This window comes from Methanolobus sp. (assembly GCF_016278365.1).
GTDB lineage: Archaea > Halobacteriota > Methanosarcinia > Methanosarcinales > Methanosarcinaceae > Methanolobus.
This window is the reverse complement of the sequence record NZ_JADQBZ010000006.1, coordinates 131,068-156,888: the sequence shown is the minus strand read 5'-3', so window position 1 is coordinate 156,888 and position 25,821 is coordinate 131,068. Positions and strand designations below refer to the sequence as shown.

General features: G+C 46.0%; 27 protein-coding genes, 1 tRNA gene and 1 other RNA gene. 15 read left to right on the top strand and 14 right to left on the bottom strand.

Annotated features, from left to right (window positions below):
- Positions 1–12 precede the first annotated feature (12 nt).
- Positions 13–252 (bottom strand): MarR family transcriptional regulator, encoded by a 240-nt coding sequence (locus tag QZZ22_RS07405; protein ID WP_292463777.1) that lies wholly within the window; start codon positions 250–252, stop codon positions 13–15.
- A gap of 115 nt (positions 253–367) precedes the next feature.
- On the opposite strand from QZZ22_RS07405, the gene ffs reads away from it, so the two are divergent.
- From ffs to QZZ22_RS07390, 3 genes are all read left to right on the top strand, one after another.
- Positions 368–682, top strand: an RNA gene (ffs, locus tag QZZ22_RS07400) — signal recognition particle sRNA.
- Between the two features lie 57 nt (positions 683–739).
- A tRNA-Ser gene (locus QZZ22_RS07395) sits at positions 740–824 on the top strand.
- A 71-nt stretch (positions 825–895) separates the two neighbouring features.
- Positions 896–1,129 (top strand): hypothetical protein, encoded by a 234-nt coding sequence (locus QZZ22_RS07390; RefSeq protein WP_292463776.1) that lies wholly within the window; start codon positions 896–898, stop codon positions 1,127–1,129.
- A 13-nt stretch (positions 1,130–1,142) separates the two neighbouring features.
- Here QZZ22_RS07390 and QZZ22_RS07385 read toward each other — a convergent pair whose 3' ends face one another.
- Together QZZ22_RS07385 and QZZ22_RS07380 are read right to left on the bottom strand one after the other, a co-directional pair.
- Entirely contained in the window at positions 1,143–1,517 is a 375-nt protein-coding gene (locus tag QZZ22_RS07385) for a ribonuclease P protein component 4 (protein WP_292463775.1), read from the bottom strand.
- Complete coding sequence (locus QZZ22_RS07380; protein WP_342765091.1) at positions 1,514–2,152, bottom strand: MBL fold metallo-hydrolase; 639 nt, start codon at positions 2,150–2,152, stop codon at positions 1,514–1,516. The genes QZZ22_RS07385 and QZZ22_RS07380 overlap by 4 nt, the downstream gene beginning before the upstream one ends.
- A 218-nt stretch (positions 2,153–2,370) precedes the next feature.
- Between QZZ22_RS07380 and QZZ22_RS07375 the strand changes: the two genes are divergently transcribed.
- The 8 genes from QZZ22_RS07375 to rpl12p all read left to right on the top strand — a co-directional run bounded on the left by QZZ22_RS07375 (position 2,371) and on the right by rpl12p (position 8,512).
- The gene (locus tag QZZ22_RS07375) at positions 2,371–3,768 is read left to right on the top strand and encodes a D-aminoacyl-tRNA deacylase (RefSeq protein WP_292463773.1); all 1,398 of its coding nucleotides are present in this window, start codon (positions 2,371–2,373) and stop codon (positions 3,766–3,768) included.
- A gap of 44 nt (positions 3,769–3,812) precedes the next feature.
- Positions 3,813–4,922 carry a cell division protein FtsZ gene (ftsZ, locus tag QZZ22_RS07370; protein WP_292463772.1) on the top strand — a complete coding sequence of 370 codons (1,110 nt, stop codon included), beginning with the start codon at positions 3,813–3,815 and terminating at the stop codon, positions 4,920–4,922.
- Positions 4,923–5,112: 190 nt separating this feature from the next.
- Positions 5,113–5,322, top strand: coding sequence for a protein translocase SEC61 complex subunit gamma (locus QZZ22_RS07365; protein ID WP_292463770.1), 210 nt, complete (start codon positions 5,113–5,115; stop codon positions 5,320–5,322).
- 2 nt (positions 5,323–5,324) lie between these two features.
- A complete protein-coding gene (locus tag QZZ22_RS07360; RefSeq protein ID WP_292463769.1) occupies positions 5,325–5,792 on the top strand; it encodes a transcription elongation factor Spt5 in 468 nt (155 codons plus the stop codon).
- A gap of 40 nt (positions 5,793–5,832) precedes the next feature.
- Positions 5,833–6,318: a 50S ribosomal protein L11 gene (locus QZZ22_RS07355; protein WP_292463768.1), complete on the top strand. Its 486-nt coding sequence runs from the start codon at positions 5,833–5,835 to the stop codon at positions 6,316–6,318.
- Between the two features lie 161 nt (positions 6,319–6,479).
- Entirely contained in the window at positions 6,480–7,121 is a 642-nt protein-coding gene (locus tag QZZ22_RS07350) for a 50S ribosomal protein L1 (RefSeq protein WP_292463767.1), read from the top strand.
- Positions 7,122–8,147, top strand: a complete 1,026-nt coding sequence (locus tag QZZ22_RS07345) for a 50S ribosomal protein L10 (protein ID WP_292463766.1) — start codon at positions 7,122–7,124, stop codon at positions 8,145–8,147.
- 53 nt (positions 8,148–8,200) lie between these two features.
- Positions 8,201–8,512, top strand: a complete 312-nt coding sequence (gene rpl12p / locus QZZ22_RS07340; RefSeq protein WP_292463765.1) for a 50S ribosomal protein P1 — start codon at positions 8,201–8,203, stop codon at positions 8,510–8,512.
- A gap of 369 nt (positions 8,513–8,881) precedes the next feature.
- Here rpl12p and QZZ22_RS07335 read toward each other — a convergent pair whose 3' ends face one another.
- Positions 8,882–10,504: a lipopolysaccharide core heptose(II) kinase RfaY gene (locus QZZ22_RS07335; protein WP_292463764.1), complete on the bottom strand. Its 1,623-nt coding sequence runs from the start codon at positions 10,502–10,504 to the stop codon at positions 8,882–8,884.
- 181 nt (positions 10,505–10,685) lie between these two features.
- Between QZZ22_RS07335 and QZZ22_RS07330 the strand changes: the two genes are divergently transcribed.
- Together QZZ22_RS07330 and cbiQ are read left to right on the top strand one after the other, a co-directional pair.
- Positions 10,686–11,567: an ATP-binding cassette domain-containing protein gene (locus QZZ22_RS07330; RefSeq protein WP_292463763.1), complete on the top strand. Its 882-nt coding sequence runs from the start codon at positions 10,686–10,688 to the stop codon at positions 11,565–11,567.
- Positions 11,548–12,354 carry a cobalt ECF transporter T component CbiQ gene (cbiQ, locus tag QZZ22_RS07325; protein ID WP_292463762.1) on the top strand — a complete coding sequence of 269 codons (807 nt, stop codon included), beginning with the start codon at positions 11,548–11,550 and terminating at the stop codon, positions 12,352–12,354. Before QZZ22_RS07330 ends, cbiQ begins: the two co-directional genes overlap by 20 nt.
- A 57-nt stretch (positions 12,355–12,411) precedes the next feature.
- Here the strand turns inward: cbiQ and QZZ22_RS07320 are convergent, their stop codons facing one another.
- Complete coding sequence (locus tag QZZ22_RS07320) at positions 12,412–12,723, bottom strand: PDGLE domain-containing protein (protein WP_292463761.1); 312 nt, start codon at positions 12,721–12,723, stop codon at positions 12,412–12,414.
- Entirely contained in the window at positions 12,720–13,379 is a 660-nt protein-coding gene (gene cbiM / locus QZZ22_RS07315) for a cobalt transporter CbiM (RefSeq protein WP_292463760.1), read from the bottom strand. Before cbiM ends, QZZ22_RS07320 begins: the two co-directional genes overlap by 4 nt.
- Before the next feature lie 237 nt (positions 13,380–13,616).
- Between cbiM and QZZ22_RS07310 the strand changes: the two genes are divergently transcribed.
- Entirely contained in the window at positions 13,617–14,591 is a 975-nt protein-coding gene (locus QZZ22_RS07310; protein ID WP_292463759.1) for a radical SAM protein, read from the top strand.
- A gap of 78 nt (positions 14,592–14,669) precedes the next feature.
- Positions 14,670–15,281, top strand: coding sequence for a cohesin domain-containing protein (locus QZZ22_RS07305; protein WP_292463758.1), 612 nt, complete (start codon positions 14,670–14,672; stop codon positions 15,279–15,281).
- 24 nt (positions 15,282–15,305) lie between these two features.
- Here QZZ22_RS07305 and QZZ22_RS07300 read toward each other — a convergent pair whose 3' ends face one another.
- From QZZ22_RS07300 to QZZ22_RS07265, 8 genes are all read right to left on the bottom strand, one after another.
- Entirely contained in the window at positions 15,306–16,091 is a 786-nt protein-coding gene (locus tag QZZ22_RS07300) for an S-adenosyl-l-methionine hydroxide adenosyltransferase family protein (RefSeq protein ID WP_292463757.1), read from the bottom strand.
- 116 nt (positions 16,092–16,207) lie between these two features.
- On the bottom strand, positions 16,208–17,497 hold the full coding sequence (gene thiC, locus QZZ22_RS07295) for a phosphomethylpyrimidine synthase ThiC (protein WP_292463756.1): 1,290 nt from the start codon (positions 17,495–17,497) through the stop codon (positions 16,208–16,210).
- 353 nt (positions 17,498–17,850) lie between these two features.
- Entirely contained in the window at positions 17,851–18,786 is a 936-nt protein-coding gene (gene aglJ, locus QZZ22_RS07290; protein ID WP_292463755.1) for an S-layer glycoprotein N-glycosyltransferase AglJ, read from the bottom strand.
- 19 nt (positions 18,787–18,805) lie between these two features.
- Positions 18,806–19,357, bottom strand: a complete 552-nt coding sequence (locus QZZ22_RS07285) for a TATA-box-binding protein (RefSeq protein WP_292463754.1) — start codon at positions 19,355–19,357, stop codon at positions 18,806–18,808.
- 149 nt (positions 19,358–19,506) lie between these two features.
- Entirely contained in the window at positions 19,507–20,610 is a 1,104-nt protein-coding gene (gene scpB, locus QZZ22_RS07280; RefSeq protein ID WP_292463753.1) for an SMC-Scp complex subunit ScpB, read from the bottom strand.
- Between the two features lie 18 nt (positions 20,611–20,628).
- Positions 20,629–21,462: a ScpA family protein gene (locus tag QZZ22_RS07275; RefSeq protein WP_292463752.1), complete on the bottom strand. Its 834-nt coding sequence runs from the start codon at positions 21,460–21,462 to the stop codon at positions 20,629–20,631.
- Positions 21,459–24,983: a chromosome segregation protein SMC gene (smc, locus tag QZZ22_RS07270; RefSeq protein ID WP_292463751.1), complete on the bottom strand. Its 3,525-nt coding sequence runs from the start codon at positions 24,981–24,983 to the stop codon at positions 21,459–21,461. Before smc ends, QZZ22_RS07275 begins: the two co-directional genes overlap by 4 nt.
- 25 nt (positions 24,984–25,008) lie before the next feature.
- Complete coding sequence (locus tag QZZ22_RS07265) at positions 25,009–25,815, bottom strand: hypothetical protein (RefSeq protein ID WP_292463750.1); 807 nt, start codon at positions 25,813–25,815, stop codon at positions 25,009–25,011.
- Positions 25,816–25,821 lie beyond the last annotated feature (6 nt).

Sequence of the window (25,821 nt, the reverse complement as noted above, 5' to 3'; positions counted from 1 at the left end):
AAAATATAGATATCAGATAGCTCGTATCCGTTTTTCTACAGAATCACCAAGCTCTGTTAAGCCATAAAACCCATTTTCCTGTTTAATGAGGCCCTTTTCCAGCATCTCATCAATTATCTTTTTGACTGAAGGAGTTGCTACATGCATATTTTTTGCCAGCCTGTCCACGTCCAGTTCATGTTTTGAACCAAGAAGAGAAAGCAATTTCTGTCTATTCTTATTACCAGTCACAAATCCGATCATATCTTCCATTTTATCCTCACTGCCAATATTGACGACATAGTATAATTATGTTCTCGCTTCTAAGCTCGTTTCCGTAATAGTGACTGCAAGGATACATTTATAAACTGTCATGTGTATGTAGGTGTGGCGGGCTAGTCCGGGTAGGCCGGCGTTACCTGTAACCCGAAATCGCCGATACGCGGGGGACGAAGCCAAGAGAAGATGCCTGGATCATTTTCAAACCTGTGATCTCAACTGAGAAGCCCCGTCCTGTTTGGATGGTGCTGGTATAAGGGCTTGTTGGAGAACTTGTTCGTATACCTTAACTGCGGGAACCAGTTCAGGACCGGAAGGGAGCAGACCTACCGTGGGCAACTATCGCTTGCAGGGCTGCGGGGTGGAGAAGAGGCCACAGATCATTTGGAGATGTGAAAGACAGCGACTTGCGGCGTGCTCGTCACTCAGATTCCACAAACATTAAATACCTTGCTTACATTTAGGGACGCATTCTGATAGTGTCGAGATAGCCAAGCCCGGTATGGCGCAGGATTGCTAATCCTGTGGTGCTCTGCATCACGGGGGTTCGAATCCCCCTCTCGTCGTCATCTTTTTTACAGGTTTCACAAAGCAGGCCGAAAATGACTAATGATATAACCTCATATTTAATACCATCATGTCAGAGAAAATTCCTCTTCCAGTATTAAACAATCGTCCGGAGAAACGGACTAACCAAAACGTATCCTGTAACTCATGCGGCACAGGAGGTTGCAGGGGCGGCTTTGGAATAAAGCAGGGTTCTGAAAAAGAAGAGGTATTCAGAGTCATCTTCCTGTACGTTGCCATGGGAATAATTATGTTTTTAGCTGCTTATGGAATAATGAAACTGCTAACATTAATCAGTGGATGAGATTTATTCCGCCTCAACTGCGATTTTCATTCGTAGGGGATTCCTTTGATTCAGCCCGGCCACCTTCCAGAAGATAACGCTGCACCCTGTTGCAGTTCATGCAGGTTATCGTCAGGCGCCCGTTTTTAAGGCGGACTCTGCAATTGCTCCCAGGGGAGAGGAAAGAGCCGCACCCTTTGCACATTTTCCGTTTCAACTCTTGAGGAAGGCTCACACGATAACGCATCCCGATCCTTTTTGCAAGAGAAACATACCTGTTACTTCGTTCAGGACTATCAGCATATTCCCTGCCTGCTACATCAAAGAGGTAGGTTATTCGTTCGTATGCTATTTCTTTTGCTACTGCTTTGTTCTTCTGCCTGTGTTTTGCCATAGGTATATTCCTCATAGCGGGTCAAGGATCGTGACATCTATATCTGGTGTTTTTGACCTGACCAGTTCTGCGAACTTTTCCGGATTCGCATCCCCGGAATCAGGGTTGTAATGCATAGGTATGACCATCTTCGGAGAAATCAAAACTGCAGCCTCAGCCGCTTTCTCATCGTCCATAGGAGATGCGCCGCCGATGGGAATAAGGGCAACATCAACTGAAAGACCATTCATCCCTGGTGTGATGCCAGTGTCACCTGTATGATATATCCTTATACCACCCACTTCTATGATGTAACCGACTCCTCCTTCAGCAGACTCGGGAATCTCTTCCCCTACATAAACAGGAACTACCTCTATCCCCACACCTTTTATGGAGAGCTCCCCTACCAGAGAATCTCCTGCAGTGACCCTTCTTGCATCTCCCCTGAATTCCAGGCTGACACTTTCAGGGACAAGGGTGGTAGCATCGGGCTTGCGGACTTTTCGTATAGAATCCGGATGGCAGTGCCCATCATACTCCTGCGTTATCAGGAGTATATCTGCCATATCCTCGAAAGGAATATCGCCGGAAGGGAGATAAGGGTCTATATAGATCACCCGGTCATCCCCTTTAATCATAAAGCCTGCATGACCTAACCACTTAATAATCACATTACCAATTGTTATACTGCTCAAATTATCACTTCATCCGATTTTGTTCCCTTAGACGACATCCGATTACAGGAGGCCATATTACAGGAGATTCTCTTACACGAAGTCTTTTTTATACACGGATAACAGCACAATATGTTTTAAATTTACTGAGTACAATTGATTGTTAATAATAATGCATGTGATAAAAAGAGTATTAAATAAATATTGGAGCAGGCATGAGTGAAAAAAAGACAAACATACTTTGTTCTTTGGCAGATGCAGCAAGCAGGAATATCAAAAGTAAACTGATCTTACTCAGGCAATGGGAAAGTGTGGAAGACCTCCCTGAATCATGGGAAGGCCTCTCCTGTGTTCTTGAAAACGAGACTCACAGGATAATAGAGATTGAGCAGCACCACATTTACCAGGACCGTATTGATGAAAAGATGAAACGACATGGATTTGATACCGACCTTATAATAGTTGCCTCCAAACATAAAAGCGGCGATGGCAGGTCAGTCCTGACATCACACTTCACCGGCAATGTTAAAAGTGCGGCTTTCGGAGGACGGCCTTTTGAGCTGTCGACACCAGCCCCCTTTATCATGTGCTCCATTCTACGGAATATGCAACACCTCGCAGAGGGGACAGGATTTGAGGTAAATATGGAATCAACACACCACGGACCTACAGATATCAGTACTCCTATGGTGTATGCTGAGATCGGGAGTGGTGAAGAACAATGGTCAGACCGGAAAGCCGCAGAAATCGTTGCAAAGGCCATACTTGGGGCATATCCTCAAAAGAAGCCTATAGCTATAGGAATTGGGGGAGGGCACTATGCAAACAGGCAGACAAAGTTGCTGCTTGAAGAAGACATTACCTTCGGACATAACTTCCCGAATCACCAGCTAGGCGACATTGACACAGACCTGATAGAACAAGCTTTTGAAAAATCAGGGGCGAATTTTGTATATTTTGACAGGAAATCCATGCCTTCCAGAGAAAAGGAAAGAATACAGAATATTGTCCGGGACCTTGGGTATATAGCCCTGCGTGAAGGAGACATTAAAGAAATAAAAGGCCTGGATTGGGACCTGTTCCTGCAAGTCCGCAATATGTCTGAAAAGCTGTGCCCGGGAGGGAAGTTCAGGATCAACGAAAGCTTCCGGACCACAGCATCTAAAGCAATTCAGGCAGGACAGAAAGTAAAGCTGTGTGCTGTCAGGATTAACGAACAGTTGTTGCAGGAGGCTTTCTCAGTTGACAGGGAAGCAATGCAGACAGTGTTGGAGAAATTTGCGCCCATATATATTGAGAGAGAGAATGGCACCATATCCGGATATATACTGGGCGTAGGGGAACAGATGGAAATAACGACGCAGGATATCATAAATGAATGCATTAAAATACTAAAAGAGCATTATGAAGTTAAATATATTCCAGAGGAGAATCTAATTTATATAGTGACGGAAAGCTTCAGTCCCGAAATGGCAAAGGGACTTGGCATAAGTCCGGGTCTCCTGTATGGAAAACTGGCTAAGAAGGAAACGATTATAGTTAATGGGAAGACTATCGGACCGGAAATGGTCCATATGCGAAAGATTAAAGAAATCCCATTGACCATTCTCTAACAATCACACCTGTAATTGAATACACGACTTCTGAGGGAAAAAAGATGAAATCCATAGTAGAAGAGGCACTGGCAAGGTCTGAACAGGAAGCACATCTTCGCAGCCCAGCTAAAACCCCTGATCACAGAGATATTAACGCTGAACTTGAAGAGATGTTGCGCGAGTTACAAACCAACATCAAGGTAATAGGTTGCGGCGGCGGCGGTTCGAACAGTACACAACGGATGGCTGACGAAGGAATAAAGGGAGCAGAACTGATAGCACTAAACACAGATGCGCAGCACCTCCTGCATATAAATGCCGACCGGAAGATACTCATTGGCAGGAAGAAGACAAGAGGCCTTGGAGCAGGCAGCCTTCCACAGATAGGAGAGGATGCAGCTATTGAGAGCGTAGATGACATTGCCAGTGTGGTACAGGGCAGTGACATGGTCTTCATCACAGCCGGACTGGGAGGAGGAACCGGAACAGGTTCAGCCCCTGTAGTTGCAGAGGCTGCAAGAGACGCAGGCGCACTGACCATTGCTGTTGTAACACTACCTTTCAGCGTAGAAGGACATGTCAGGCGCACCAATGCAGAAGCAGGTCTTGAAAGATTAAGAGACGTCGCTGATACCGTTATCGTCGTGCCGAACGACAAGCTTCTTGAAGTCGTCCCCAGATTGCCTTTGCAGGCAGCCTTCAAGGTTTCAGATGAAGTGCTGATGAGAGCCGTGAAAGGTATCACTGAACTGATCACAAAACCAGGACTTGTCAACCTCGACTTTGCTGATGTAAGGACTGTGATGCAGAACGGCGGCGTTGCCATGATAGGTCTTGGCGAGGCAGAAGGAGAGGCAAAAGCAGTAGAATCCGTACAGAAAGCACTCCGCAGCCCACTTCTGGACGTGGATATCTCAGGCGCTACATCAGCCCTTGTAAATGTTGTCGGCGGACCGGACATGACCATTGCCGAAGCAGAAAGCGTTGTCCAGGAAGTATATGACAGAATAGACCCCGAAGCAAGGCTTATATGGGGTGCCCAGGTTGACAACTCCCTTGAAAATACTGTACGCACCATGATAGTTGTGACAGGAGTGAAATCTCCGCAGATATACGGCCACGGCGGAGCAAAGAACGTGACCAGAAGATATGGAATAGACTTTGTCAAATGAGAAGTTTATCTGTTAGAAGCACACGATTGGACAGTACATAACTGCATTGTTCAATCGAAAGGTATTTTATTATGTACGCTATGTAGATGGCGCTATAAACATGTATTTGGCAGAGTGAATGGACAATATTATAATATAGTCAATCATCTATCCTTAGTTATCTCATCAAGCATAACCGGTTGTGAAGTATTTGGCAGAAGACTCGTTCGATATAAAAGAAATTAACAGTAATATAAGCCAGGCCCTGAAGTCTTATATCAGGGTACTCAAGCTGACAAAGAAACCTTCCAGGGAAGAGTTCCTAACCATAGCGAAGGTTGCCGGACTGGGAATCCTTGCAATCGGGTTTGTTGGTTTCATAATATATGCGCTACTGGTAGAAGTACCGAGAATGGTGTGAGCATGGCTGAAGATTCTGTGATATTTGTAGTTAAGACCACTGCAAATCAGGAGCGATCAGTTGCAAATATGATTACCCAGGTAGCACGCAAAGACCACTTGGACATAAGGGCGATAATAGCTCCTGACGAACTTAAGGGATACGTACTTATTGAAGCCCCCGAACCCGGTGTTGTGGAACAGGCCATCCAGACCGTCCCTCATGCAAGGACAGTTGTAAAGGGCAGATCAAGCATTGAGGAGATCTCACACTTCCTGACTCCAAAACCCACGGTTACAGGCATAACTGAAGGTGCGATCATTGAGATCACATCAGGACCGTTCAAAGGTGAGAGAGCCCGCGTCAAGAGAGTGGATGAGGGTCATGAGGAGATCACAGTTGAACTCTTCGATGCAGTCGTACCGATACCTATAACTATTCGTGGCGATACTGTAAGAGTCCTCAGGAAAGAAGAAGAAAATAATTCCTGATACAATTTATTTATAATTAAAATTTAATGGTGATGTTCAAATGGCAAATGTCGTTGAAGCACTGGTCCCAGGAGGCAAGGCAAACCCAGGACCACCACTTGGTCCGGCACTTGGTCCTCTCGGGATCAACGTAAAAGCCGTGATCGACAAGATCAATGAGAAGACAAAAGACTACAACGGAATGCAGGTCCCCGTCAAGGTAATAGTTGCCGCGGACAAGAGTTTCGAAATAGAAGTCGGTACACCCCCGACCGCTGCACTGATTCTGAAGGAAGTTGGACTTGAAAAAGGATCAGGCACCTCCGGAACCACAGTAGTGGGCGATCTCACAATACCACAGGCTGCCAAGATAGCACGCATGAAGAAGGATGATATGTTAGCATATACCTTAAAAGCGGCTGTCAAGGAAGTCCTTGGAGCATGTGTACCAATGGGTGTCACCGCAGAAGGGATGCACGCCAAAGACTGTCAGAAAGCCATTACTGAAGGCAAGTATGACGAAGTACTGGCAGGCGAATCCTGGTAACCGGACCTAGACTTCATAGAACCGATAGGTTTAAAACTGTTGTTTAAGTAAAAGGTGCCCGTCAGACAGAGTTTCAGCAATATATCTGAAACTCTAAATAAGCCGTAGTAGACCGCAACGGTCCTGCCTGAACAGTTTGTTCAAACTACGGGAGGTAAAGAATGGCAGAGCAAAGTACAATAGAAATTATTAACAGGTTATTGCAGGAGTCGCCGCAGCGCAAATTTGCTGAGAGCGTAGACCTGGCGATCAACCTGAAAAACCTTGACATGAGTCAGCCTAAAAACCGTGTCGATGAGGAAATAATATTACCGCATGGTTTAGGAAAGGACCTCACAATTGCTGTTTTTGCAAAAGGAGAAGTAGGTCTTCAGGCCAAGGAAGCAGGCGTCAAGTATGTATTCACTGATACAGACATCGCCGAACTTGGAGGAGATAAGTCACGCGCAAGAACAATTGCCAATGAATGTGACTTCTTCATTGCTGAAGTTCAGTACATGGCCCAGATCGGTAAGAACCTGGGTGCAATCCTTGGTCCCAGAGGAAAGATGCCAATACCCTTGCCACCTGGCAAGAATGTTGGGGATGTCGTGAACAACGCAAGGAACTCCATCAGGATCAGGTCCAAAGACAAGCTTACATTCCACGTTTCAATCGGACGGCAGGATATGGATGTCAAGAAACTGGCAGAGAACATAGAAACGGTCATGAGCAGAGTTGAGCAATCTCTTGAAAAAGGGAAGCATAACATAAAGTCAATTTATGTTACAACGACAATGGGCAAATCCGTGAAGGTGGTATAAATGGAAGACATTCACCACGCAGAGCATGTTCCTCAATGGAAGAAACAGGAAGTTGAGGAAATCAAGGAACTTGTCAAGAAGTATCCTCTGTTCGGAGTAGTGGGCGTCGCCGGAATCCCCGCCAAGCAACTTCAAAAGATGAGAAGGAGCCTCCAAGGTACCGCATTTTTGAAGGTTGCAAGGAACACACTTATAAAAAGGGCATTTGACGAGTCTAGCGAAGATATCCAGAAAATGGATGATTATATTGATGAGCAGACTGCCCTGATATTCACCGAACAAAACCCGTTCAGATTATATAAAGTGCTTGAACAGAGCAAAAGTCCCTCACCCATAAAGGGAGGAACTGTTGCACCGAAAGACATAATTGTTCAGGCAGGTCCGACAGGTTTCCCACCCGGCCCCATACTCGGGGAAATGCAGGCGGTAGGAATACCTGCAGCCATAGATGGCGGGAAAGTAGTTGTCAGGGAAACAAAGACGGTTGCAAAGGAAGGAGAGGTCGTCTCACAGAAACTGGCAGCCATGCTTACAAGACTTGAGGTCTACCCCATGATAGTGGGCCTTGATCTGAGAGCAGTCCTTGAAGCAGGTTCTATCTTTACACCGGATGTCCTGGCAATCGATGAGACAAAGTTCTTATCAGACATTATGCTGGCAGCCCGGCAGGCACTCAACTTATCAGTCAGTGCAGCATACCCGACCGCAGACAATATCCGCACTATCATCGCAAAGGCTACAACAGAATCACGCAACCTTGGTATTTACGCAGTTGTGCTTGAGCCGGACATCATGGATGCCCTGCTTGGAAAAGCATACTCACAGATGCTTGCAGTTGCATCTGCAGCCTCCGATGTTAACGAGGAAGCAATTGACGATGAACTGAAAGAGACCCTTGGAGCAAGGGCTTCTTCAGCAGCGGTCGCAACCGAATCAACTGTAACTGAAACAGTTGAAGAGAAGGAAGAAGAGGAAGAGAACAGCGAAGAAGAAGGGATGGCTGGCCTCGGAGCACTCTTTGGATGAACAAGACGGACATAATTACAACATTTACATTAACAAACAAAAGGTGATTTCACATGGAATACATATACGCAGCACTTTTATTGCACAAAGCAGGTAAAGAGATTTCAGAAGCAACAGTTACTGCCGTACTTCAGGCAGCAGGCGTAGAGGTCAACGATGCACGCGCAAAGGCACTCATCGCAGCTCTTGAAGGCGTAGACATAGAGGAAGCAATGGCAACTGCAGCAGTCGCAGCAGCACCAGCAGCAGCCGCAGCACCAGCAGCAGCCGCAGCAGCACCAGCAGCAGAAACCAAGAGCGAAGAAGAAGACAAGGAAGAAGCAGAAGAGAGCGGAATGGCCGGACTCGGTGCACTCTTCGGGTAAACAAATATCAAAAATGCTCGCCTTGTGCGAGCAAATCTCTTTTTTTGGAATATCTGTTGAATATTTTACACTTTACGTTGTATTTTTATGTGTCCTTAATCATAACAAGCCTATACTCTTCACGTTATAGGAATAACTGTAGTCCAGAAGTGTGAAATGACTATTTTTACCTCAGAACACTGAGCTCCCCTGCACTGCGTATATCAGCAGTAATCTTGCAAAAAGCAGTGATTTTGCTGCCATAAAAAAGATAGAACATGTAGTTCATGTTATTCTTCAGCATACCGGCGATGACCAGCCTAAAGCAATCCTGCATTCAACATAAAGAAGTGACATGTCAGCTTTTTGTAATTGATCCACACTCTTTCATTAGGGTCTTTTAAAGAACATTATCCCAAATAATATGATAGCAGTAGTGAACCCGATTGTCCCAAGTACAGGCAGATATCCAGTTCCGCGGACTGCCAGGTAGGCAGAGGACATAAGGATTCCCAACAGGAAGACATACTTAAAGATAGTATCTATCGTCCTGTATCGTTTAATCTCACTGCTTTTTTTCTCCAGCTTCTCGATCCTGTAACCTCTGATGGTCTCGATGACATCGTTAACACCCTGCGGAAGGTTCTTGATTATATCAAGGTATCTGTCCCCTTCCAATTGCAGGTATTCAGCTGCCTCGAAGGGAGAATATCGCTTTACAAAAACCTGCATTATGACAGGCTTGGCATCTTCCAGCAGATTGAACTTCGGGTCAAGTTCCAAGCAATTAGCCTCTATCAGTATCAAAGCCCTTTCAAGAGTCGAGAATTCGCTGGGAAGAGAGAGATTATATTTGAGTCCCAAAGTGGCATAATTATCACTCTGCCTCTCACCTACTGAATAATTCTGCTTGGATATGATATCATCAAGGTCTATCTTGAAGCGGCGGACATCAATGTCTTCTTTATTTATTCCGGATATTTTCAGAAAGGCCTCAAAGACTATGTCCACTTTCTTTTTATATATCCCATAAAAAAGGTTAAGCATATTACGGCGCAGCTCATCATCAATAGCGCCTACTGCTCCAAAATCAATGTAGGCTATTCCATCTTTCTGGATTAGTATGTTAGAACTATGCGGGTCTGCGTGATAGAACCCGTCAATATAAACCTGTTTCAGGTAACTGGTGCTGATGAGCTTTGCATACCATTTCCTTTTCTCTGCCGGAATCTGTGAAAGCTTCCTGATGGGTATGCCTTCCATGTAATCCATGATCAGGATGTTCTCATTGGAGAAGTCATCATAGACTCTCGGTACATGTATCCCCTCTACACCCTCAAAGTTGTCCCTGAAACGCTTAAGGTTCCTTGCTTCGTTCCTCAGGTCCAGTTCCCTGTTAAGGACATCCTTGAACTCGAAAAGGAAGGCAGCCATATCAAAATTACTGCCCAGGCCGAGGGCTCTAACTATGAAGGGCTTCAGGTCGTCCAGTATGGCGAGATCCTGGTTAATAGTATTGATAAGATTTGGCTTTGTTATCTTTACAGCGACCCTCTTGCCATCATATACAGCTTCATATACCTGTGCTATTGAAGCGCAGGCAATGGGGATTGTGTTAAACTCATCGAATATCGCAAGTATATCGAAATCATTTCCACCTGAATCAGCTACATTTGAAGGACTGCAACTGAGTCCGTCAAAAGCGGCTTTCATTAATCCAAAATCAACAGACCTTACATTGTCCTGCAGATGAGATAGTTCCTCCACATATACAGCAGGTACAATATCAGGTCTTTTGCTCAGCATCTGTCCGAGCTTGACAAATGTGGGCCCAAGTTCTTCAAGTGCCATTCTCAGGTTTTCAGCGTTCTTCCTGACCCTGATATCCACGACACACAAGTTGCGCCTGTTAGAAACGTAATAATCGTTAACTTCACTATAGATAATAGTAAAAAGATCATACTTGAAGAATACTCTGAAAATAGTAATGTATCTGCGGAGTTTTTTGAACATCATTTTATTATTTGTTCTGTAACTAGATATATTTTAGTGTTCTCATGCCTGTTTTGGCACACGGCCATATTATGAGGACTTTTCGAAATGATAACACTAAACAACTATTTATAACAGGCTTCTTATGTACAAGTGTACTTCTCAGTCATTCCTATTCACACAATCCAGGCAATCGATCATCATGACAGATGCACCTATTATCGAACTGAAAGATATCGTGTACTTCTATGCAAGCAGCAAAACAAAGGCTCTCGACAACGTTAGTCTCAGCATATATCCCGGGGAGAAGATAGCCATCCTCGGTGCCAACGGGGCCGGGAAATCAACTCTGTTCAGGCATATCAACGGTATACTCAGGCCAAACTCAGGGAAGGTGTTTGTAAAAGGCGAGGAAGTATCCAGAAAAAACATAAGAAAGGTAAGGCAAACTGTAGGCATAGTCTTCCAGAACCCTGACGACCAGATCCTTGCTCCTACAGTAGAGCAGGATGTGGCATTCGGTCCGATAAACATGGGCCTGTCCGAAATGGAGGTCGAGAAGCGTGTTGCAGAGGCTCTCAGACTTGTGCACATGTCAGGCTTTGAGGGCCGTTCTCCCCATCACCTGAGCGGAGGCCAGAAGAAACTGGTTGCAATTGCAGGGATACTTGCCATGAGACCCGAGGTTGTCGTACTCGATGAACCCACCGCCGGACTGGACCCCTTCACCGCCAGCCAGATCATGCGAGTAATTGAGGAAATGAATCTGGAACTTGGTATTACGGTAATACTTTCCACACACGATGTTGACATAGTTCCCCTCTTTGCTGACAGGGTGTATGTCATCCACCATGGGAAAGTCGAAGCCCAAGGCACCGCCAGGGAGATATTCAGACAGCACGAGCTCCTGGAACACGCGCATCTGAGGATGCCCAGAATAGCAGAATTATTTGAACTCCTGCAGGAAAGCGGATTGGAGGTCGATATCAAGATAACACCCGCAGATGCAAGAGATGAGATACTGCGTCTGCTTGGAATGATAATTGACCTGCAGGGGCAAAATAATGCAGATAACGCTTACTGACATCGAGAGGGAATCCTACAAGAACAGCCCGATCCACAGGCTGGACGGGCGTGTCAAGATACTTGCCACCATAGCCATCATTGTTTTTGCTGTAAGCCTCCCGCGTATAGACGAAGGTAATTTCATCCGCCTTGCAATAATTGAAGCGTATCTTTTGCTTCTGGTGCTGCTGGCAAGGCTCAACATCTTATATGTGCTTGTAAGGTTCATTGCAGTACTGCCTTTTGGTCTTTCCATGGTCCTGATACAACCCTTCGTAAGGCAGCCTTTTATTGATACGTTCAGAGTTTACGCTGAACTGCCCCTTGGGATCACGATGACCTACGAAGGCACATACTTTGGTCTGACCCTGCTTGCAAAGTACATAGTCTGTGTGACTTCAATAGTACTTCTCTCCTCCACGATGAAAATGAATGACATGGTTGTGTCTGCAAGGCGCCTGGGAATACCCCGTGAATTCACGCTTTTGCTTACAATGATGGTAAGGTATCTCTTTGTATTCTGGATAATGCTCAAGCGAATCAGGACAGCCCAGCAGACCCGCCTTTTTGATATATGGAATAAAAATGCACCGCGTCGTTGGGTGCTCGAACAGGTAGGATATACCATAAGTTCACTGTTCATCCGCTCTTATGAACAGGGAGAAAGAACCTATATCAGCATGCTATGCAGAGGTTACGGCAACGATACCAACAATATCTACATGCGCAGAAGTAAATTGAGATTGACAGATGCCGTTTTTTTCTTAAGCACAGCTATGATCCTGGTATTGCTTGCTGTTATGTAAAAGAAAAAAAAAGATTTGAGGATATGCCATCCTCCTCCAGTTTAGAAAAGTTTAAGATTATTTCTTCATTACTTTGCCAAGGCCAAAACCAATGGCCAGCACTATTAACGTACCGATGACTATAGCCATGACTTCCCCGGTCTTGCCCATGCCTTCAATGGCATAGTCAGGCATAGGAGACTCGAATACAGGGGCAAGCTCTTCCATGGCAGCCATCTTTGCTTCATCGATCACACCGAATGCTGCACTTTCAAGACCATCCGGGTCGGAAGATGCAAGAAAAGGTGCAAGTACAGATATCATCAATGCAATAGCTATGCCTGCATAAAGGAACTTCATATTCTGCTTTCCAGACATGGTCGCACTCATGCTATTACCCCCATTTGATCAGGATTCAGAAAGGAGTTCTCTAGAAGGTCCGGCCTTGATTTGCCTATAGCTGTTATCACTATGGCAGTGATAAGCCCTTCACCCACAAACCCTATGATGAGATGATACAACCCCATCATCGTCAGGCCGGCGACAAGAGGGAAAGTCCCTGCAATGTACATTTCAACAGCAGTTGCAAGAGCAGATACAAAGAGACCAAGCCATGCGCCGATAAAAGAGGAAACGCTTATACTGAGCTTGTTCTTTCGGAGAGCGACAAATGCATAGTAACCTACAAAACCGGAGATGACACCCATGTTAAGTATGTTTGCACCCATCACAGTGATGCCACCGTCTGCAAACACAAATCCCTGGACAAGCAGGACAAGGGTCAATACCAATACACCCGCCATAGGGCTTCCGAAGATAATGGCTACAAGGGCCGCTCCGACCATGTGGCCGCTGGTACCCATACCTATCGGGATATTAAGTGCCTGTATTGCAAAGATGCCGGCGGCAAGTGCTGCCAGGATCGGTACTTTGGTATCATCAAGTTCTTTACGTGCCCATCTGACGGACAGAAATATGAAAGGAAGGGCAATGACCCAATAAACAAGTGCCTGAGTTAAAGGCATAAATGAATCCGGTATATGCATTCTGGTTCCTCCGAAATTTAACTGAAATGGCTGATATGCAAGAATATGAAGTTTGTACAATATCGTAACACTCGTGCATACGGGTACAATGGTATATATTTCTTTTGGGATACAATTTTATAAATTCGTAATACTAAAAAAAGTTCTGAATCTCGCTTAAGATAGCGAAACCCACCGGCGAACTATTACATTTATCATGTAGGAAGTTATAATTCCGGCCAAACAAAGAGATCCACAATGGCAAACTTTTCACCAATAACTGCCGCAAAAGCCCTCTGGCAGATGCGAATCAAAAAAAGACCTTTTGTACTCTCCCATGCAGTTAATTCTTCATGCAACATGAGATGCAAATTCTGTGAGTACTGGAAAGAGAACGGCTCCCAGATGGAACTGCAGGAGATATTCAGGCTACTGGATGAGGCAAGGGTTTTTGGTATACAGGTGTACAACGCATGGACCGTTGAGCCGCTGCTGAGAAGTGACCTTCCGCAGATATTCGAACACGCCAAGAATCTCGGAATGACGACATCCATGATAACCAACGGCCTTTTGCTGGAAAAGAGAGCAGAGGAACTTGTTCACCTTGACTATCTCTCAGTTTCAGTCGATGGCACATCCAGCTATAGGGAAATAAGAGGGGTTGACTTTGAGAGGATAATGCCCGGCATCATCAGGGCCCGTGAAGTAATGGGCAAACCCTTGCTGTTGAACTGCGTTATCAGCGGAAAGAATCTTGATGATATCGAGGATCTCATTCTCCTTGCAAAGAACCTCGACCTGAAGATATCCTTTGAACCCATGTACGAGTTTGGTAGCATTGCCTCAGATACATGGAGGGAACTTGGCATAAGGAATATGGAAAAATATCGCAATACTGTGAACAGGATCATCGAAATGAAAAAGGAGGGTTATCCTGTTATCAATTCTCTGACATACCTCGGAATGATAAGAGATTTGAGAACTGACTATACATGTCATGCCAATGATCTGATACTATGTGTTGCATCAGACGGGAGCATTGAGAACTGCAGGGTACACAGGGAACCGATAGGCAATATCAGAGATGGCATTGCAAATGTATGGGAGAGAACACGGAAAGAAAGAAAGGACACCGCAGTAAAGTGTGAAAAATGCCTGTTCTTTGGATATGTGGAAAACAGCATGCTCTATGATTTGAATCTTGAGGTCATGAGACACTATGACTGGATGTGAGCAAAAGTCCATATATCTAAGACTAGTTTATATAATTCATAGTATAATATATGAGATATCAAAGACAGGTTGATTTCCATGATATCTCCAGACACCCGCAGAGTCCTTTTTCTAATTATAGTATCCTTTCTGCTGGCATTGCCGGCAGTGGTAGCAAATGCAAGCGCAGAAACTGTTGTGCGTATCTCCCCAGAGGTATCGCGCATCAGTGAGAATGGAAACTTTTCTTTGGCAGTAGTCATCGAACCTGACGTTGCTGTTTCAGGTGCTGAGTTTTTGCTGGCCTATGACCCTTCACTGGTTAAAATAATTCGTGTTTCTGAAGGCACCTTCCTAAAGCAGGAAAATGAGCAGTCCATATTCTCTTCCGGCAGTACTGATAATGTCAATGGTACCGTAAGCGGGATATACGGATTTATCCTGGCAGAGGAGACACTCCTTGATGCAGGCACCTTCGCAAGCATAGAATTCAGCGCTGTGGGAAAGTCAGGAATAACCCGTATAGAGCTCAGGAATGTGACAGTCACCAATTCCAGCGGGGAGAAACTGCCTATAGTAATTAATAACTCAAGGGTACTTGTTGGCAATGTAAAGGATCCTGAAGCAACCCAGCAGGCAGGTCATAGCCAGCTGGCATTCGGAATCTTTGCGCTGGCAGGGATGCTTCTGGTATCAAGCAGGAAAAGGTAAGTACCGGATGGAGAAAAGGAGTGTTTATCGACCACATTCCCCGATTAATTCAATATTGAGAGAAACTCCGTTTTTCAGGCCAAGTGATTTTGCAGCGCTGCCCTGATTCACTGCTATCTCAAAAAATCCATGACTACCTATAAGACAGATCATACAACCGGCATCAACATGAGCATATATGTCCAGGAACGGGATGTTATGACCATTTATCTTCAGGACTGTACCGGACATGATTTTCCGGTTAACGAGATTATGAGGGATATTAGTTATCACATTCCCAAAGTCGTCAATATAATTAACTTCAGCCATTATACGACTATCCTGTATTAAAGCGTCCGAAATATCAAGACCGATATAATCATCGATTCTTCTGCCGATTTCCCTGACATCCAGACCCTGTGCTATAAAAGCCCCTACGCGTGCGAAGATATCCCTGCCATGAAAAGTTGATGAGACAGTGCTTAGAAGATCCTTATTGGTAACTTCGTAGACCTCAGGATCACCCAGCTTCCCTGCTGCAGGCATCATGAGTCCATTGTCCGGACCTACGAAGTACTGTCCTCCCGAGACTATTATTATCGCTTTTCTGGAAGTGCCGACCCCAGGGTCAACAACAGCTATATGGACTGTCCCTTCCGGAAAATATTCTGCCACACTGTAGATGGCAAAGGCGCCTGCGCGTATATCAGCATGCGGGACTGAGTGTGTGATATCCACAATATCCATACCGGGACAGATACCAAGTATCACAGCTTTGAGAGAAGCAGGATAGAGGGTACCGAAATCAGTTGTAAGGGTCACGATTGCCATAATAGATGGATTTACGCAGCACTATAAAAGTTGCATGATACACAAAGAAATACTCCGGAAAGAGAGATCAATAAAAAAGAAAAAGAGTGAGAAAACAAAGTAATGCCCTCTGGGCATTACTTTAAGAGGTTGTAGCTCTTGTTGACTATCTTGAGTGCGCAGAAGTCACCGCACATTGTGCATGCGTCTTCGTCACCAGGTGCTCTGCTGTCTCTGATGCTTCTTGCGAGTACAGGGTCGAGTGCGAGTTTGTACTGTGCTTCCCAGTCAAGATTTGCGCGTGCTCTGCCCATTGCGAGGTCAACATTGCGGGCTGTTTCCGGATACTTGACCATGTCACCAACGTGAGCAGCGATCTTTGATGTCCTGACACCCTCAACTACATCCTGAAGGTTTGGAAGTGCAAGGTGTTCTGCTGGTGTTACGTAACAGAGGAAGTCACAGCCTGCTGCTGCGGAAGCTGACGCACCGATTGCTGTTACGATGTGGTCGCGGCCTGCACCGATGTCTGATACGAGTGGACCGAGCATGTAGAATGGTTTTCCATCACTCATTGCTTTCATGAGTTTGACGTTCATCTCTACCTGGTCAAGTGGTACGTGACCCGGTCCTTCTACGATTACCTGAAGGTCGTATTTGTCGTGTGCTTTCTGTGCGCATTCGGAGTTGATGATGAGCTCCTGCACCTGTGCTCTGTCGGTTGCATCGGCAACTGCACCTGCACGCATTCCGTTACCTGTTGAAAGGGTGACTTCGTGCTCTTTAAGGATCTCACAGAGATAGTCAAAATGTTCGAAAAGTGGGTTTTCCTTCTCGTTGTGGAGCATCCAGGTGCTCATGAATGCACCTCCACGGGAACAGAGACCACCGAATCTGCCATGTGCCTTCAACCTGTCAAGGACAATGTTGTTGATACCGGTGTGGATTGCCATGAAGTTAGTACCGAGTTTTGCCTGTTCCTCGGTAGCATACCAGAGATCGTCCTCTGTCATGTGGATAATGGAACCGTCCCTCTTTGCTGCGGTAATGAATGCCTGGTAAAGTGGTACTGAACCTACAGAAAGGGAAATTGCGTCACATACTTTCTTCCTGATACCAAGGAAGTCCCCGCCGGTACCGAGTTCCATAAGTGTGTCTGCGCCTGCTTCTTCTGCGGCCTTTGCCTTTGCGATTTCCATTTCTTCATCAACGATGTCTGATGATGCACCTATGGATGCATTGACCTTGGTCCTGAGTCCTTCACCGATACCACAGAGCTTGATGTCCCTGTAGGGAGTCATTGGGATGACGATCCTGCCTGAAGCGATACCGCGCCTTATGAACTCAGGGTCCTTGCCTTCATCCTTGGCTACGATCTTCATCTCTTCTGTAATTTTACCATTCTTTGCATCTGTTACTATTGTCATGATCTGTTCCTCGGTATTTGATGTACCCTACAAGAATCATATCTTATATAATACTTTTTAAAAAATTTACTTTAATGGAAATCAACTTAACTTTATTTAGCGCACCCTGGTAGAAAAGCGTACCAGATGGGACTCCATATTGTACAGAAAAGGCAATCTGGCAAGCTACCCACACAGTGGCAGGTACTTTTACTAAACTGAGGTTGCACTTATCTTAAGTTAAATTGTCTTGACTTGAGGGTAAAAAAACCTTTATACGAGCCTCTGATCAAAACCTGTATGGAACAGCAAAGAAAATAAGATGCACATGAAAAGAAAAAAAGATAAAGGGAAAATGCAGGTTCAGCCTGATATTATTTCTTATCTTCCGGATACCTGAGATCCTCTGACAATCTGCGGATCATACGCAGGTTCTCCCTGTGAAGGGAAACCGTAAGATCACTAAGCATTCCGAAAAAGAACATCTGGAAACCTGCAAGAAGAAGAATGGCGGTAAGAATTGTAAGAGGTATGCGGGTGATACCCTGCACCCATTGAAAGACCACGAACAGACCCGTAATAAAACCAGCCAGCATAAATGCAACTCCTATGATACCGAAGTAGAACATAGGATTATGCAATCTGGCCATCTTGTAGATGGTCTTGGCTATTCGTGCACCATCTTTCACAGGATGGAGCTTAGTATCAGCTTTATAATGCCTTTTAAGGTAGGATATCGGGACGACCTTTATCCTGTGATCTTTCTTGATACTGTCAATGGTCATCTCGGACTCTATTTCAAAGCCCACCTCCCTAAGTTCAAAAGACTTTACAGCTCTATGAGTGTAACCCCGGTAACCGGTCAGAATATCATCAAGCCATTCCCCGTATGCAAAACCGAATAGCTTGTTAAGCATCCGGTTGCCAAAGTGATTCAGCTTTGTAAAAGCTCCTGCTTCATAATCTGCAAACCGGTTGCCCATTACGTGATCAGCAGTGCCTTCCAGAAGGGGTTTTATGATTGCATGAACGTCGCTTGCAAGATATGTGCCGTCGCCGTCTATCATTACAACATATTTGCTATCGATAAGAATAAACGCTTCCTGGATGGCCTGGCCCTTACCTTTACCACTCTGGATGATTACACGGGCACCCTCAGCCTCCGCTATGCTTCGTGTAGCATCAGTGCTGTTGCCATCAATTACAAGGATATTGTCGAAACCCTCGGACCTGAAATCTCTTATCAGCTGTCCGATAGTAGCTTCTTCGTTCAGTGTGGGTATCAGAACACACACTTCTTCATTAGACAATTAACTCACACTTATCCGATTACAGGAGACCCATGCTGTCCAGCTGCTGCCTTACAACTTCAACACCCTGTTCACAGTTCTCAGGGGATTTGCCACCGGTGACAACCAGTTTGCCCGAACTGAAGATGAGCACTACTACCTTAGGGTCTTCAATGCGGTAGACAAGCCCCGGGAACTGCTCTGGCTCATATTCGATGTTCTCAAGACCAAGTCCTATTGCAATCGCATTCAGGTTCAGGACGGCCTGCAGATCTGCGGAAGCAACTATATTCTGCACGGTGATCTCGGGTTTCTCGATTGTCTTGATACCTATTCCGTTGAGCTTCTTGGCCATGTTGCCTATGACCGTGTGGACATCAGCTACATTCTTTGCGCCGGTGCATACCACTTTCCCAGATGTGAACACCAAGAATGCAGCCTTTGGATCAGTAACCCTGTAAACGAGACCGGGAAACTTTTGTTTGTTATACTCTGCACCCTCGAACTCGGCCTCTATTTTAGTGAGATCGAATTCTTCTGCAAGCTTTGTAGACGCTACTACATTCTCAATCTTGATATTATAATCTGACATGGTATATCCTCGTATTTAAAGCGAAGTTATATTCAGCGATTGGATATATAAACTTATACCCTCTTGCTTATATATCTTTTTAAAGAAATGCATTTTGAATTTGTCCAGGCCCACCATGATACAACAAGGCAATATCCTATATAAAGTATTCACCCTTGAATATTTTTAAGCCCTGTAAGGATTGCATCATACTTGCTGCATACCCTTTCTGTAAGAGTGCCATCAAGGCTTCTGTGGGTGGGAACAAGTATGTCGGCCCCTTCACTCACATTCACGCCCCCGGCCGAAAGACCATAGTCAGGGGCTATAACCACGCCTTCTGCAGATACTCCAAGCCGAAGGTCCTTAACGATACGGGCTACCATCTCGGTTGCCGGTTTGACCTTTTTACTGAAAACAAGAGCCTTTGAAACATATCTTTCTTCCAGATCCTCAATAAGCTCGGTGCTCTCTTTCACCTTCTCGGGGTCGGAAATGTTCTCCAGTGCCTTCATAGCTTCGATAAGGTCGCCAAATGTTGTAGATCCGACTTCGATAATCTCACCGTCATAGTACTTGCTGACGCGCTCCCTGTATCCTCTGGAGATTACAAGCTTATAGATATCAGCAAGATCTTCCAGTTCTTCCTCCGTCGGATCATATGCGTTGATGACCCTGTAGTCCCGGATGCCGCACATTCCCATAAGGGATTCATACATCGGTGTCACTCCCACAAATCTGCGTCCAAGCCATTTATTAAGGCCACTCTGCCCGCTCTGCTGCCTGGAAAGTTCGACTATCTTCTGTTTGATAACCTCAGGGTCATTGGACTCCAGCCCAAAATAATCAGCAAAAAGAGGAGTGGTACGGAGAAGCTTGGTCCTGCCATGAGGGACGGCCTCAACAAGCCCCCTTTCCTTAAGCTCACGGATATGATCATAAGCAGAGTTACCCCGCTGGTCGATCAGGTCCGATTGTACCAGCGGTTGATGATATGCGATCATCGAAAGGGTTCGCAACATAGGAGCGCTCAGTTCTTTGGGAGCGAACGGACGTACGATATCTGCATAAGCTGGCTTGACCTGCATCACATACCGTTCTCCCAGATCAAGTATCTCAATGCCGCTCTCACGTCCCGCGTAATCAGCAATAAGGCCCCTGACAACAGTGATAACCTGTTTTTTTGGCTTGTTGAGCAGCCTTGCCAGTGTCAGTGCATCGATTGCTGAACCCGCGGCAAAAAAAGCCGCTTCAATTGCTTCCCTGTCATTCATGTTTTGTCGTGCACCTCTTCAGACCGCCTTAAAGGCACCATCAAACGGATACACATAAAGCTCGCCAAAAAGCTCTTTCTGGGCCAGCCATATCTTCTTTTCAGTTGCCAGGAAAAGCAGGGATACATATGTCATTATATTCTCGGACCTGTCCTCGCCCAGAAGATCTGAGAACTTTATGAATTCCTGCTGCTGGAGATCGTGTCTGAGCTTCTCTCCAAGGCTTTTGACACGCCCCAGAATATCTTCTTCATGGGCAATGCCCAGCACTTCATCAGTAGTGACAGCAGACCTTTCCTCCAGCCTGCGACGGACATTGCGATCCTTCCTGCGTGTTTCTACTTTCTCTGCTTTCTGCAGCTCAAGTATAAGTTCATGCAGGGTGACAGGACGCGTGGCCTGGCGGCGGATGGGGAGCTTTGGCATTGGATACTCCTCTACATCATAGAAGTCCAGGTCATCTTCAAAAGCATCAAAGTCAGCATCTTCCTCTTCTTCCTGGACGATGCCTGTGGATTTCATTCTCAGGAGGATGGAAGCATACAGCAGGGTCCTGCCTGATATGCGCAGGTCCATCATTTGCATGTGCTCTATACGATCAAGGAAGATATCAGTAACACTTACGATATCAATATCCCAGGGATTGATGTCCCCGTCCTTTGCAAGATTGAGCAGTATCTCAACCGGCTCACTGAGTACATCCTCTGAAAACTCTATCCGGGAAATATCAACACCCAGTGCCCTGAGTGTTTCCATGAATTGTGGGTCTATGAATCCATGCAACGGAGACTCTATCGAAGGGATGGCCTCCACCGCCAATCCGATATCCATATCCTCGATGAGCTCGTTCATCGCAACTTCACACCTGTAATGCTTGTAATATTGTTTTCCTGCATGGCTACCCCTATAGTTCTTTCAGCAGCCTCTATCATGGGTTTTCTCAGGGAGACTACGATGAACTGAGCGTCCCTTACAGCTGTTTTCACACGCTGGGCAACCCTTCCTGCATTGGAACCGTCAAGGAACATATCAATCTCGTCAAATGCATAGAAAGGAGCAGGACGGTACTGCTGGATAGCAAATATAAATGCCAGGGCTGTAAGACTTTTTTCCCCTCCGGACATCGCTTCCAGGCGCTGCAGGGTTTTCTCCCTTGGCTGTGCCCTTAGAGTGAGCCCGCCTGAGAATGGATCTTCGAAATTATCAAGGAGCAATTCGCCAGTTCCATCGGAAAGTTCATTGAATATTTCCCGGAAGGCCCCGTTTATTCCATGGAAAGTTGCCATGAATGTCTCTTTTTTAAACTCCTCGTACTGCTGGATCCTTTCAAGTATCTGCTCCCTTTCTCGTGAAAGAGTGTCCCGCCTTGTGATAAGTTCATTGATCCTCAGTTCTACTTCATCGTACTCGTCAATAGCCCGCATGTTGACAGGCTCAAGCCTCTCCATAGCTTTTTCGATTGAGGCGATCCTTGTACGCACGGTCTCATAATTGGGAACTTCGGCACTATCATCGATGCCACGTCTCTGGAGTTCCTCTGTCAGCTCGTCTACCTGCTCTTCCAGAGCCACTTTGGTGGCATCAAGTGCCATCTTGTGCCGCTGGGCTTCTTCATGCTTTGACCGCATTGCATCGAACTGTTTCCTGGCAGCGACATGCTCTTCGTGAAGAGCAGCACGCTGTTGCTGCATTTCTTTCAACTGCCCGGCAAGTTCTTCTTCACGGAGTTTTTTCTCCCTGAGAGATTCTTCAAGCTCTTCGATCTGCTCTTTAAGCTCTTTTACACGCTGCTTGTGAGAGGATTTCTTCTCCTCCATGGTCCTGATGAGCTCTCTGTTCTCCTCCATCTTTGAGCTGGAGTAGTCCCTGTCAAGCTTCAGGGCATTTATATCTGACTCAATGTCACGAACCCTGTTGTCAAGGTGCCTGATCTCCTCATCCAGCTGCTCAGCCTGCCGGTTGAGTTCAGGGATCTGGGAGCCTGCAAGTTTTTCATCAAGCACGGAAATATCCTTTTCAAGGGATTCAACAAACAAGCTTCTTTCTTCCTTGCGGGAAACAACGCTTTCCATCTCATCCCTGAGCTGCCCTCGGGATTCTTCAATCTCTGCAAGTTCGGCATTCTTTGACTCGATAAGCTGGATAAGACGTTCCCCCCTTCCGGCAATCTCCTCAAGGTGCATCTCCTTCTTTGATATTTCCTTGTCATACTCATGGATCTCGCGGTTTACCTGGGCTATATGACCTTCTATCTGGTCGAGCTTCTTGATAGAAGTACTGCGTCTTGAATCAAACTCTGTAATCTTCTCAGCAAGCTTGACCAGTTTATCCTTTTCCGAAGCCGCAAAGGAGAGACCCGAACGCTGCTGCTTTGAGCCTCCCACCATCGCACCGCTCTTCTCAACTACATCACCTTCAAGGGTCACCATCCTCAGGCCACCCATAAGGCGGCGAGCGTTGGTCATAGTGTCAACTATAAGAGTGTCCCTGAAAACATACCAGAAAGCTGATTCGAACCTCGAATCAAAATCAATGAGATCTATAGCATACCCGACAACTCCCTGCCTGTCAGAGAGGTCCTTATAAGGTCTGCGCGGCTCCATTTTGTTCAATGGCAAGAATGTTGCCCTGCCGCCCTGTCGCTGCTTGAGATAATCAATGGCTCTCGCCGCATCCTCGTCATTCTCTACAACTACGGACTGCATCTTCCCGCCTGCCGCTATCTCAAGAGCAGTGGAATATTTATGGTCCACACTCCCAAGTTCTGCAATCGTACCATATATCCCAGGAAGTCCATGGTGCTTCTTCTCATTCATCACCATCTCGACAGCCCGGGAATAATTGCTGTGGTCCTCGGCACCCCTTACACGCACTTCAATTCGGGCATAATCCTTCTCATAATTGCGCAATTCAGTCTCAAGATCCTTTATGACGCTCTGGATCTGGGAGCGGTTACGTTCCAGGTCATCAATATCCTTAGTGAGAGAGTCTATTTTCTCATTCAGTTTCTCAATATCATATTTTACTGAAAGGGTGTCACTCTCAGAGGACTGGGACTTGGACTTAGCATCTGCTATCTCGCTTTCGATGTCTCGCACTTCAGCGGATTTCCTTCGGAGAGAATCAAGGAGGCGATCCTCATTGCGCATCAACTCGTTCTTCTCATTCTTTGCTATTTCCAGCTGAGACCTGAGCCCGGATATCTCATCCCTGGTCTGCGCGAACTTGGCATCCACATCAGCAATCTTGCTCTGCAGTATCATCCGCTGTGTCCTGCGATCCGACATCTCTGCCAGGATACTCTCCTTACGCTCGGATTCTTCGGATACCCTGGAATCAAGCACCTCAAGCTTGCCTTTAATCTCATCGATCTCGACAAAGGTTTTCCTTCGCCGGGCCTCGATATCCTCGACCTCATTATCCGCAAGCTCGATGCTGTCCCTGCAGCGGGACATTTCACCCCTTATTCCTTCAATGTCCTTCTTTATCTGGATCTGCTCATCCTCTCCGGTCTTCTGTATGGAGGATGTCAACTCCTCTAAAGCCCTTTCAAGTTTTTCCACCCTGCTTTGCCTTTCTGCAAGCGAAGTTGCCATCTTTTCAAGCACATCTTTCTTCGCTCCAATATCATCAGCCACTGAACCAAGTTCCGTCTTTGCATCCTTAAGCTTGGCAAGTAACACAAAACCCTCGAACTTCATCTTCTCAGCCTTAAGAGACTGGTACTTAAGAGCCTGATCACGTTCCTCTTTGAGTTTCTCAAGCTGCTGGCCAACTTCTCCTATGATGATGTCAACACGCTCGACCCTTTCGCGCACTATCTCAAGTTCATTCAGTGCCCTATCTTTCTTACTGTCGAATTCTGCAACTCCTGCGATCTCATCGATGATCTTGCGCCTTTCAACAGGGGTCATGTTGATAATACGGGTAACGTCACCCTGCATCACGACATTATAGCCTTCAGGGGTGACTCCCGCTTTTGCCAGATGTGTGTGCACATCAGTGAGACTTACGGCTTTGCCGTTAAAATAGAAATAGCTGTAGTAACCACTATCAGTTTCACGTATTTTCCGTGTGATAGATACTTCATCGCTTGCAACCGGCATCTTGTGGTCCGAGTTATCGAACTTGATAGTAACCTGGGCAAAGTCCGGCCTCTTTGAGCTCTCACCATTATAGATAAGGTCTGTGAGCTTCTCAGCCCTCATTGTCCTTGAGCTTGAGAGGCCCAGCACAAAAAGGATACCATCTATTATGTTAGACTTACCACTACCATTGGGTCCGGATATGGTGGTAAAACCTTCGTAGAAAGGGATTTTGACCTTTTTACCGAAAGACTTGAAGTTTATAAACTCAATTTCCTTAATATGCACGTGATTCCCCTTTCATTACAAAGGATTATTTCCTGCGGGTAACAGTTATCACTGCATCTTCATTATCGCGGGATTCGACCGTTTCGTACTCTGTCTCAGTCTGCTTACGCTTGGCCTTGTTCTCGTCTTCTGCGACAATATAATCACAGGAATTATGCGGCTCCGGGAGAGTTTTACGCATTTTCCTCTCATCATCGGTTTCTGCGACAATATACTCTGAACGGGACGGCGGTCTCTGAGGAGGCTTTGCTTCAATCTGCGGAGCTGCTTCCCTTATATTAAGGCGTACATTGGCAGGCCTGCCTACAGTACTGAAAGAATCATTACGGGACTGTTCTGTGGACCTGACAGAAACATTGGCTCTGTTTGCAGATATCGATGGCTGTGGAGGGACAAACTGCCTGACCGGGGCAGTTATGATAGGAGTAGTCGGGGGAGTGGCTCGTGGAAGTTCAGGTTCATTTTCCGGCTCAGGCCTGTATAACCTGGGTTCTGCTTTCTCGACAGGTTTCTCAACCACTTTATCAAGAGGCGCAGGTGGCTTTATTTCCTCTTTCTTCTGCCGGGGAACAGATATCTCGCTCAGGGACCGGATCATGGATTTCTGGTCGAGCAGTTCATCCATTACGCCATTGAGATTGCTGGCAAGCGACTGGACCTTGTGTTCAAGGCTGACAATTCGATTGTTAATATCAAAATCACTTTTCAGGTCACTGCGTATTTCCCGGAGGATCGAGTCGCGCAGTGTATTTTTAATATCCTCGAGCTCCGCTTCTTTTTCCTTCAACTGGCGTTCAAGTCTCTCAACGATAAAGTCTCTGTTCTCATTCATGCAAAG

Coding starts and splice junctions, on each gene's coding strand:
- QZZ22_RS07335 (WP_292463764.1), bottom strand. CDS start 10,504: ATGTTCAAAAAACTCCGCAGATACATTACTATTTTCAGAGTATTCTTC.
- scpB (WP_292463753.1), bottom strand. CDS start 20,610: ATGAATGACAGGGAAGCAATTGAAGCGGCTTTTTTTGCCGCGGGTTCA.
- QZZ22_RS07345 (WP_292463766.1), top strand. CDS start 7,122: ATGGAAGACATTCACCACGCAGAGCATGTTCCTCAATGGAAGAAACAG.
- QZZ22_RS07405 (WP_292463777.1), bottom strand. CDS start 252: ATGGAAGATATGATCGGATTTGTGACTGGTAATAAGAATAGACAGAAA.
- QZZ22_RS07300 (WP_292463757.1), bottom strand. CDS start 16,091: ATGGCAATCGTGACCCTTACAACTGATTTCGGTACCCTCTATCCTGCT.
- cbiM (WP_292463760.1), bottom strand. CDS start 13,379: ATGCATATACCGGATTCATTTATGCCTTTAACTCAGGCACTTGTTTAT.
- QZZ22_RS07360 (WP_292463769.1), top strand. CDS start 5,325: ATGGCTGAAGATTCTGTGATATTTGTAGTTAAGACCACTGCAAATCAG.
- QZZ22_RS07390 (WP_292463776.1), top strand. CDS start 896: ATGTCAGAGAAAATTCCTCTTCCAGTATTAAACAATCGTCCGGAGAAA.
- QZZ22_RS07320 (WP_292463761.1), bottom strand. CDS start 12,723: ATGAGTGCGACCATGTCTGGAAAGCAGAATATGAAGTTCCTTTATGCA.
- QZZ22_RS07275 (WP_292463752.1), bottom strand. CDS start 21,462: ATGAACGAGCTCATCGAGGATATGGATATCGGATTGGCGGTGGAGGCC.
- QZZ22_RS07375 (WP_292463773.1), top strand. CDS start 2,371: ATGAGTGAAAAAAAGACAAACATACTTTGTTCTTTGGCAGATGCAGCA.
- QZZ22_RS07265 (WP_292463750.1), bottom strand. CDS start 25,815: ATGAATGAGAACAGAGACTTTATCGTTGAGAGACTTGAACGCCAGTTG.
- QZZ22_RS07285 (WP_292463754.1), bottom strand. CDS start 19,357: ATGTCAGATTATAATATCAAGATTGAGAATGTAGTAGCGTCTACAAAG.
- cbiQ (WP_292463762.1), top strand. CDS start 11,548: ATGCAGATAACGCTTACTGACATCGAGAGGGAATCCTACAAGAACAGC.
- ftsZ (WP_292463772.1), top strand. CDS start 3,813: ATGAAATCCATAGTAGAAGAGGCACTGGCAAGGTCTGAACAGGAAGCA.
- QZZ22_RS07385 (WP_292463775.1), bottom strand. CDS start 1,517: ATGAGGAATATACCTATGGCAAAACACAGGCAGAAGAACAAAGCAGTA.
- thiC (WP_292463756.1), bottom strand. CDS start 17,497: ATGACAATAGTAACAGATGCAAAGAATGGTAAAATTACAGAAGAGATG.
- rpl12p (WP_292463765.1), top strand. CDS start 8,201: ATGGAATACATATACGCAGCACTTTTATTGCACAAAGCAGGTAAAGAG.
- QZZ22_RS07355 (WP_292463768.1), top strand. CDS start 5,833: ATGGCAAATGTCGTTGAAGCACTGGTCCCAGGAGGCAAGGCAAACCCA.
- QZZ22_RS07310 (WP_292463759.1), top strand. CDS start 13,617: ATGGCAAACTTTTCACCAATAACTGCCGCAAAAGCCCTCTGGCAGATG.
- QZZ22_RS07350 (WP_292463767.1), top strand. CDS start 6,480: ATGGCAGAGCAAAGTACAATAGAAATTATTAACAGGTTATTGCAGGAG.
- QZZ22_RS07330 (WP_292463763.1), top strand. CDS start 10,686: ATGACAGATGCACCTATTATCGAACTGAAAGATATCGTGTACTTCTAT.
- QZZ22_RS07305 (WP_292463758.1), top strand. CDS start 14,670: ATGATATCTCCAGACACCCGCAGAGTCCTTTTTCTAATTATAGTATCC.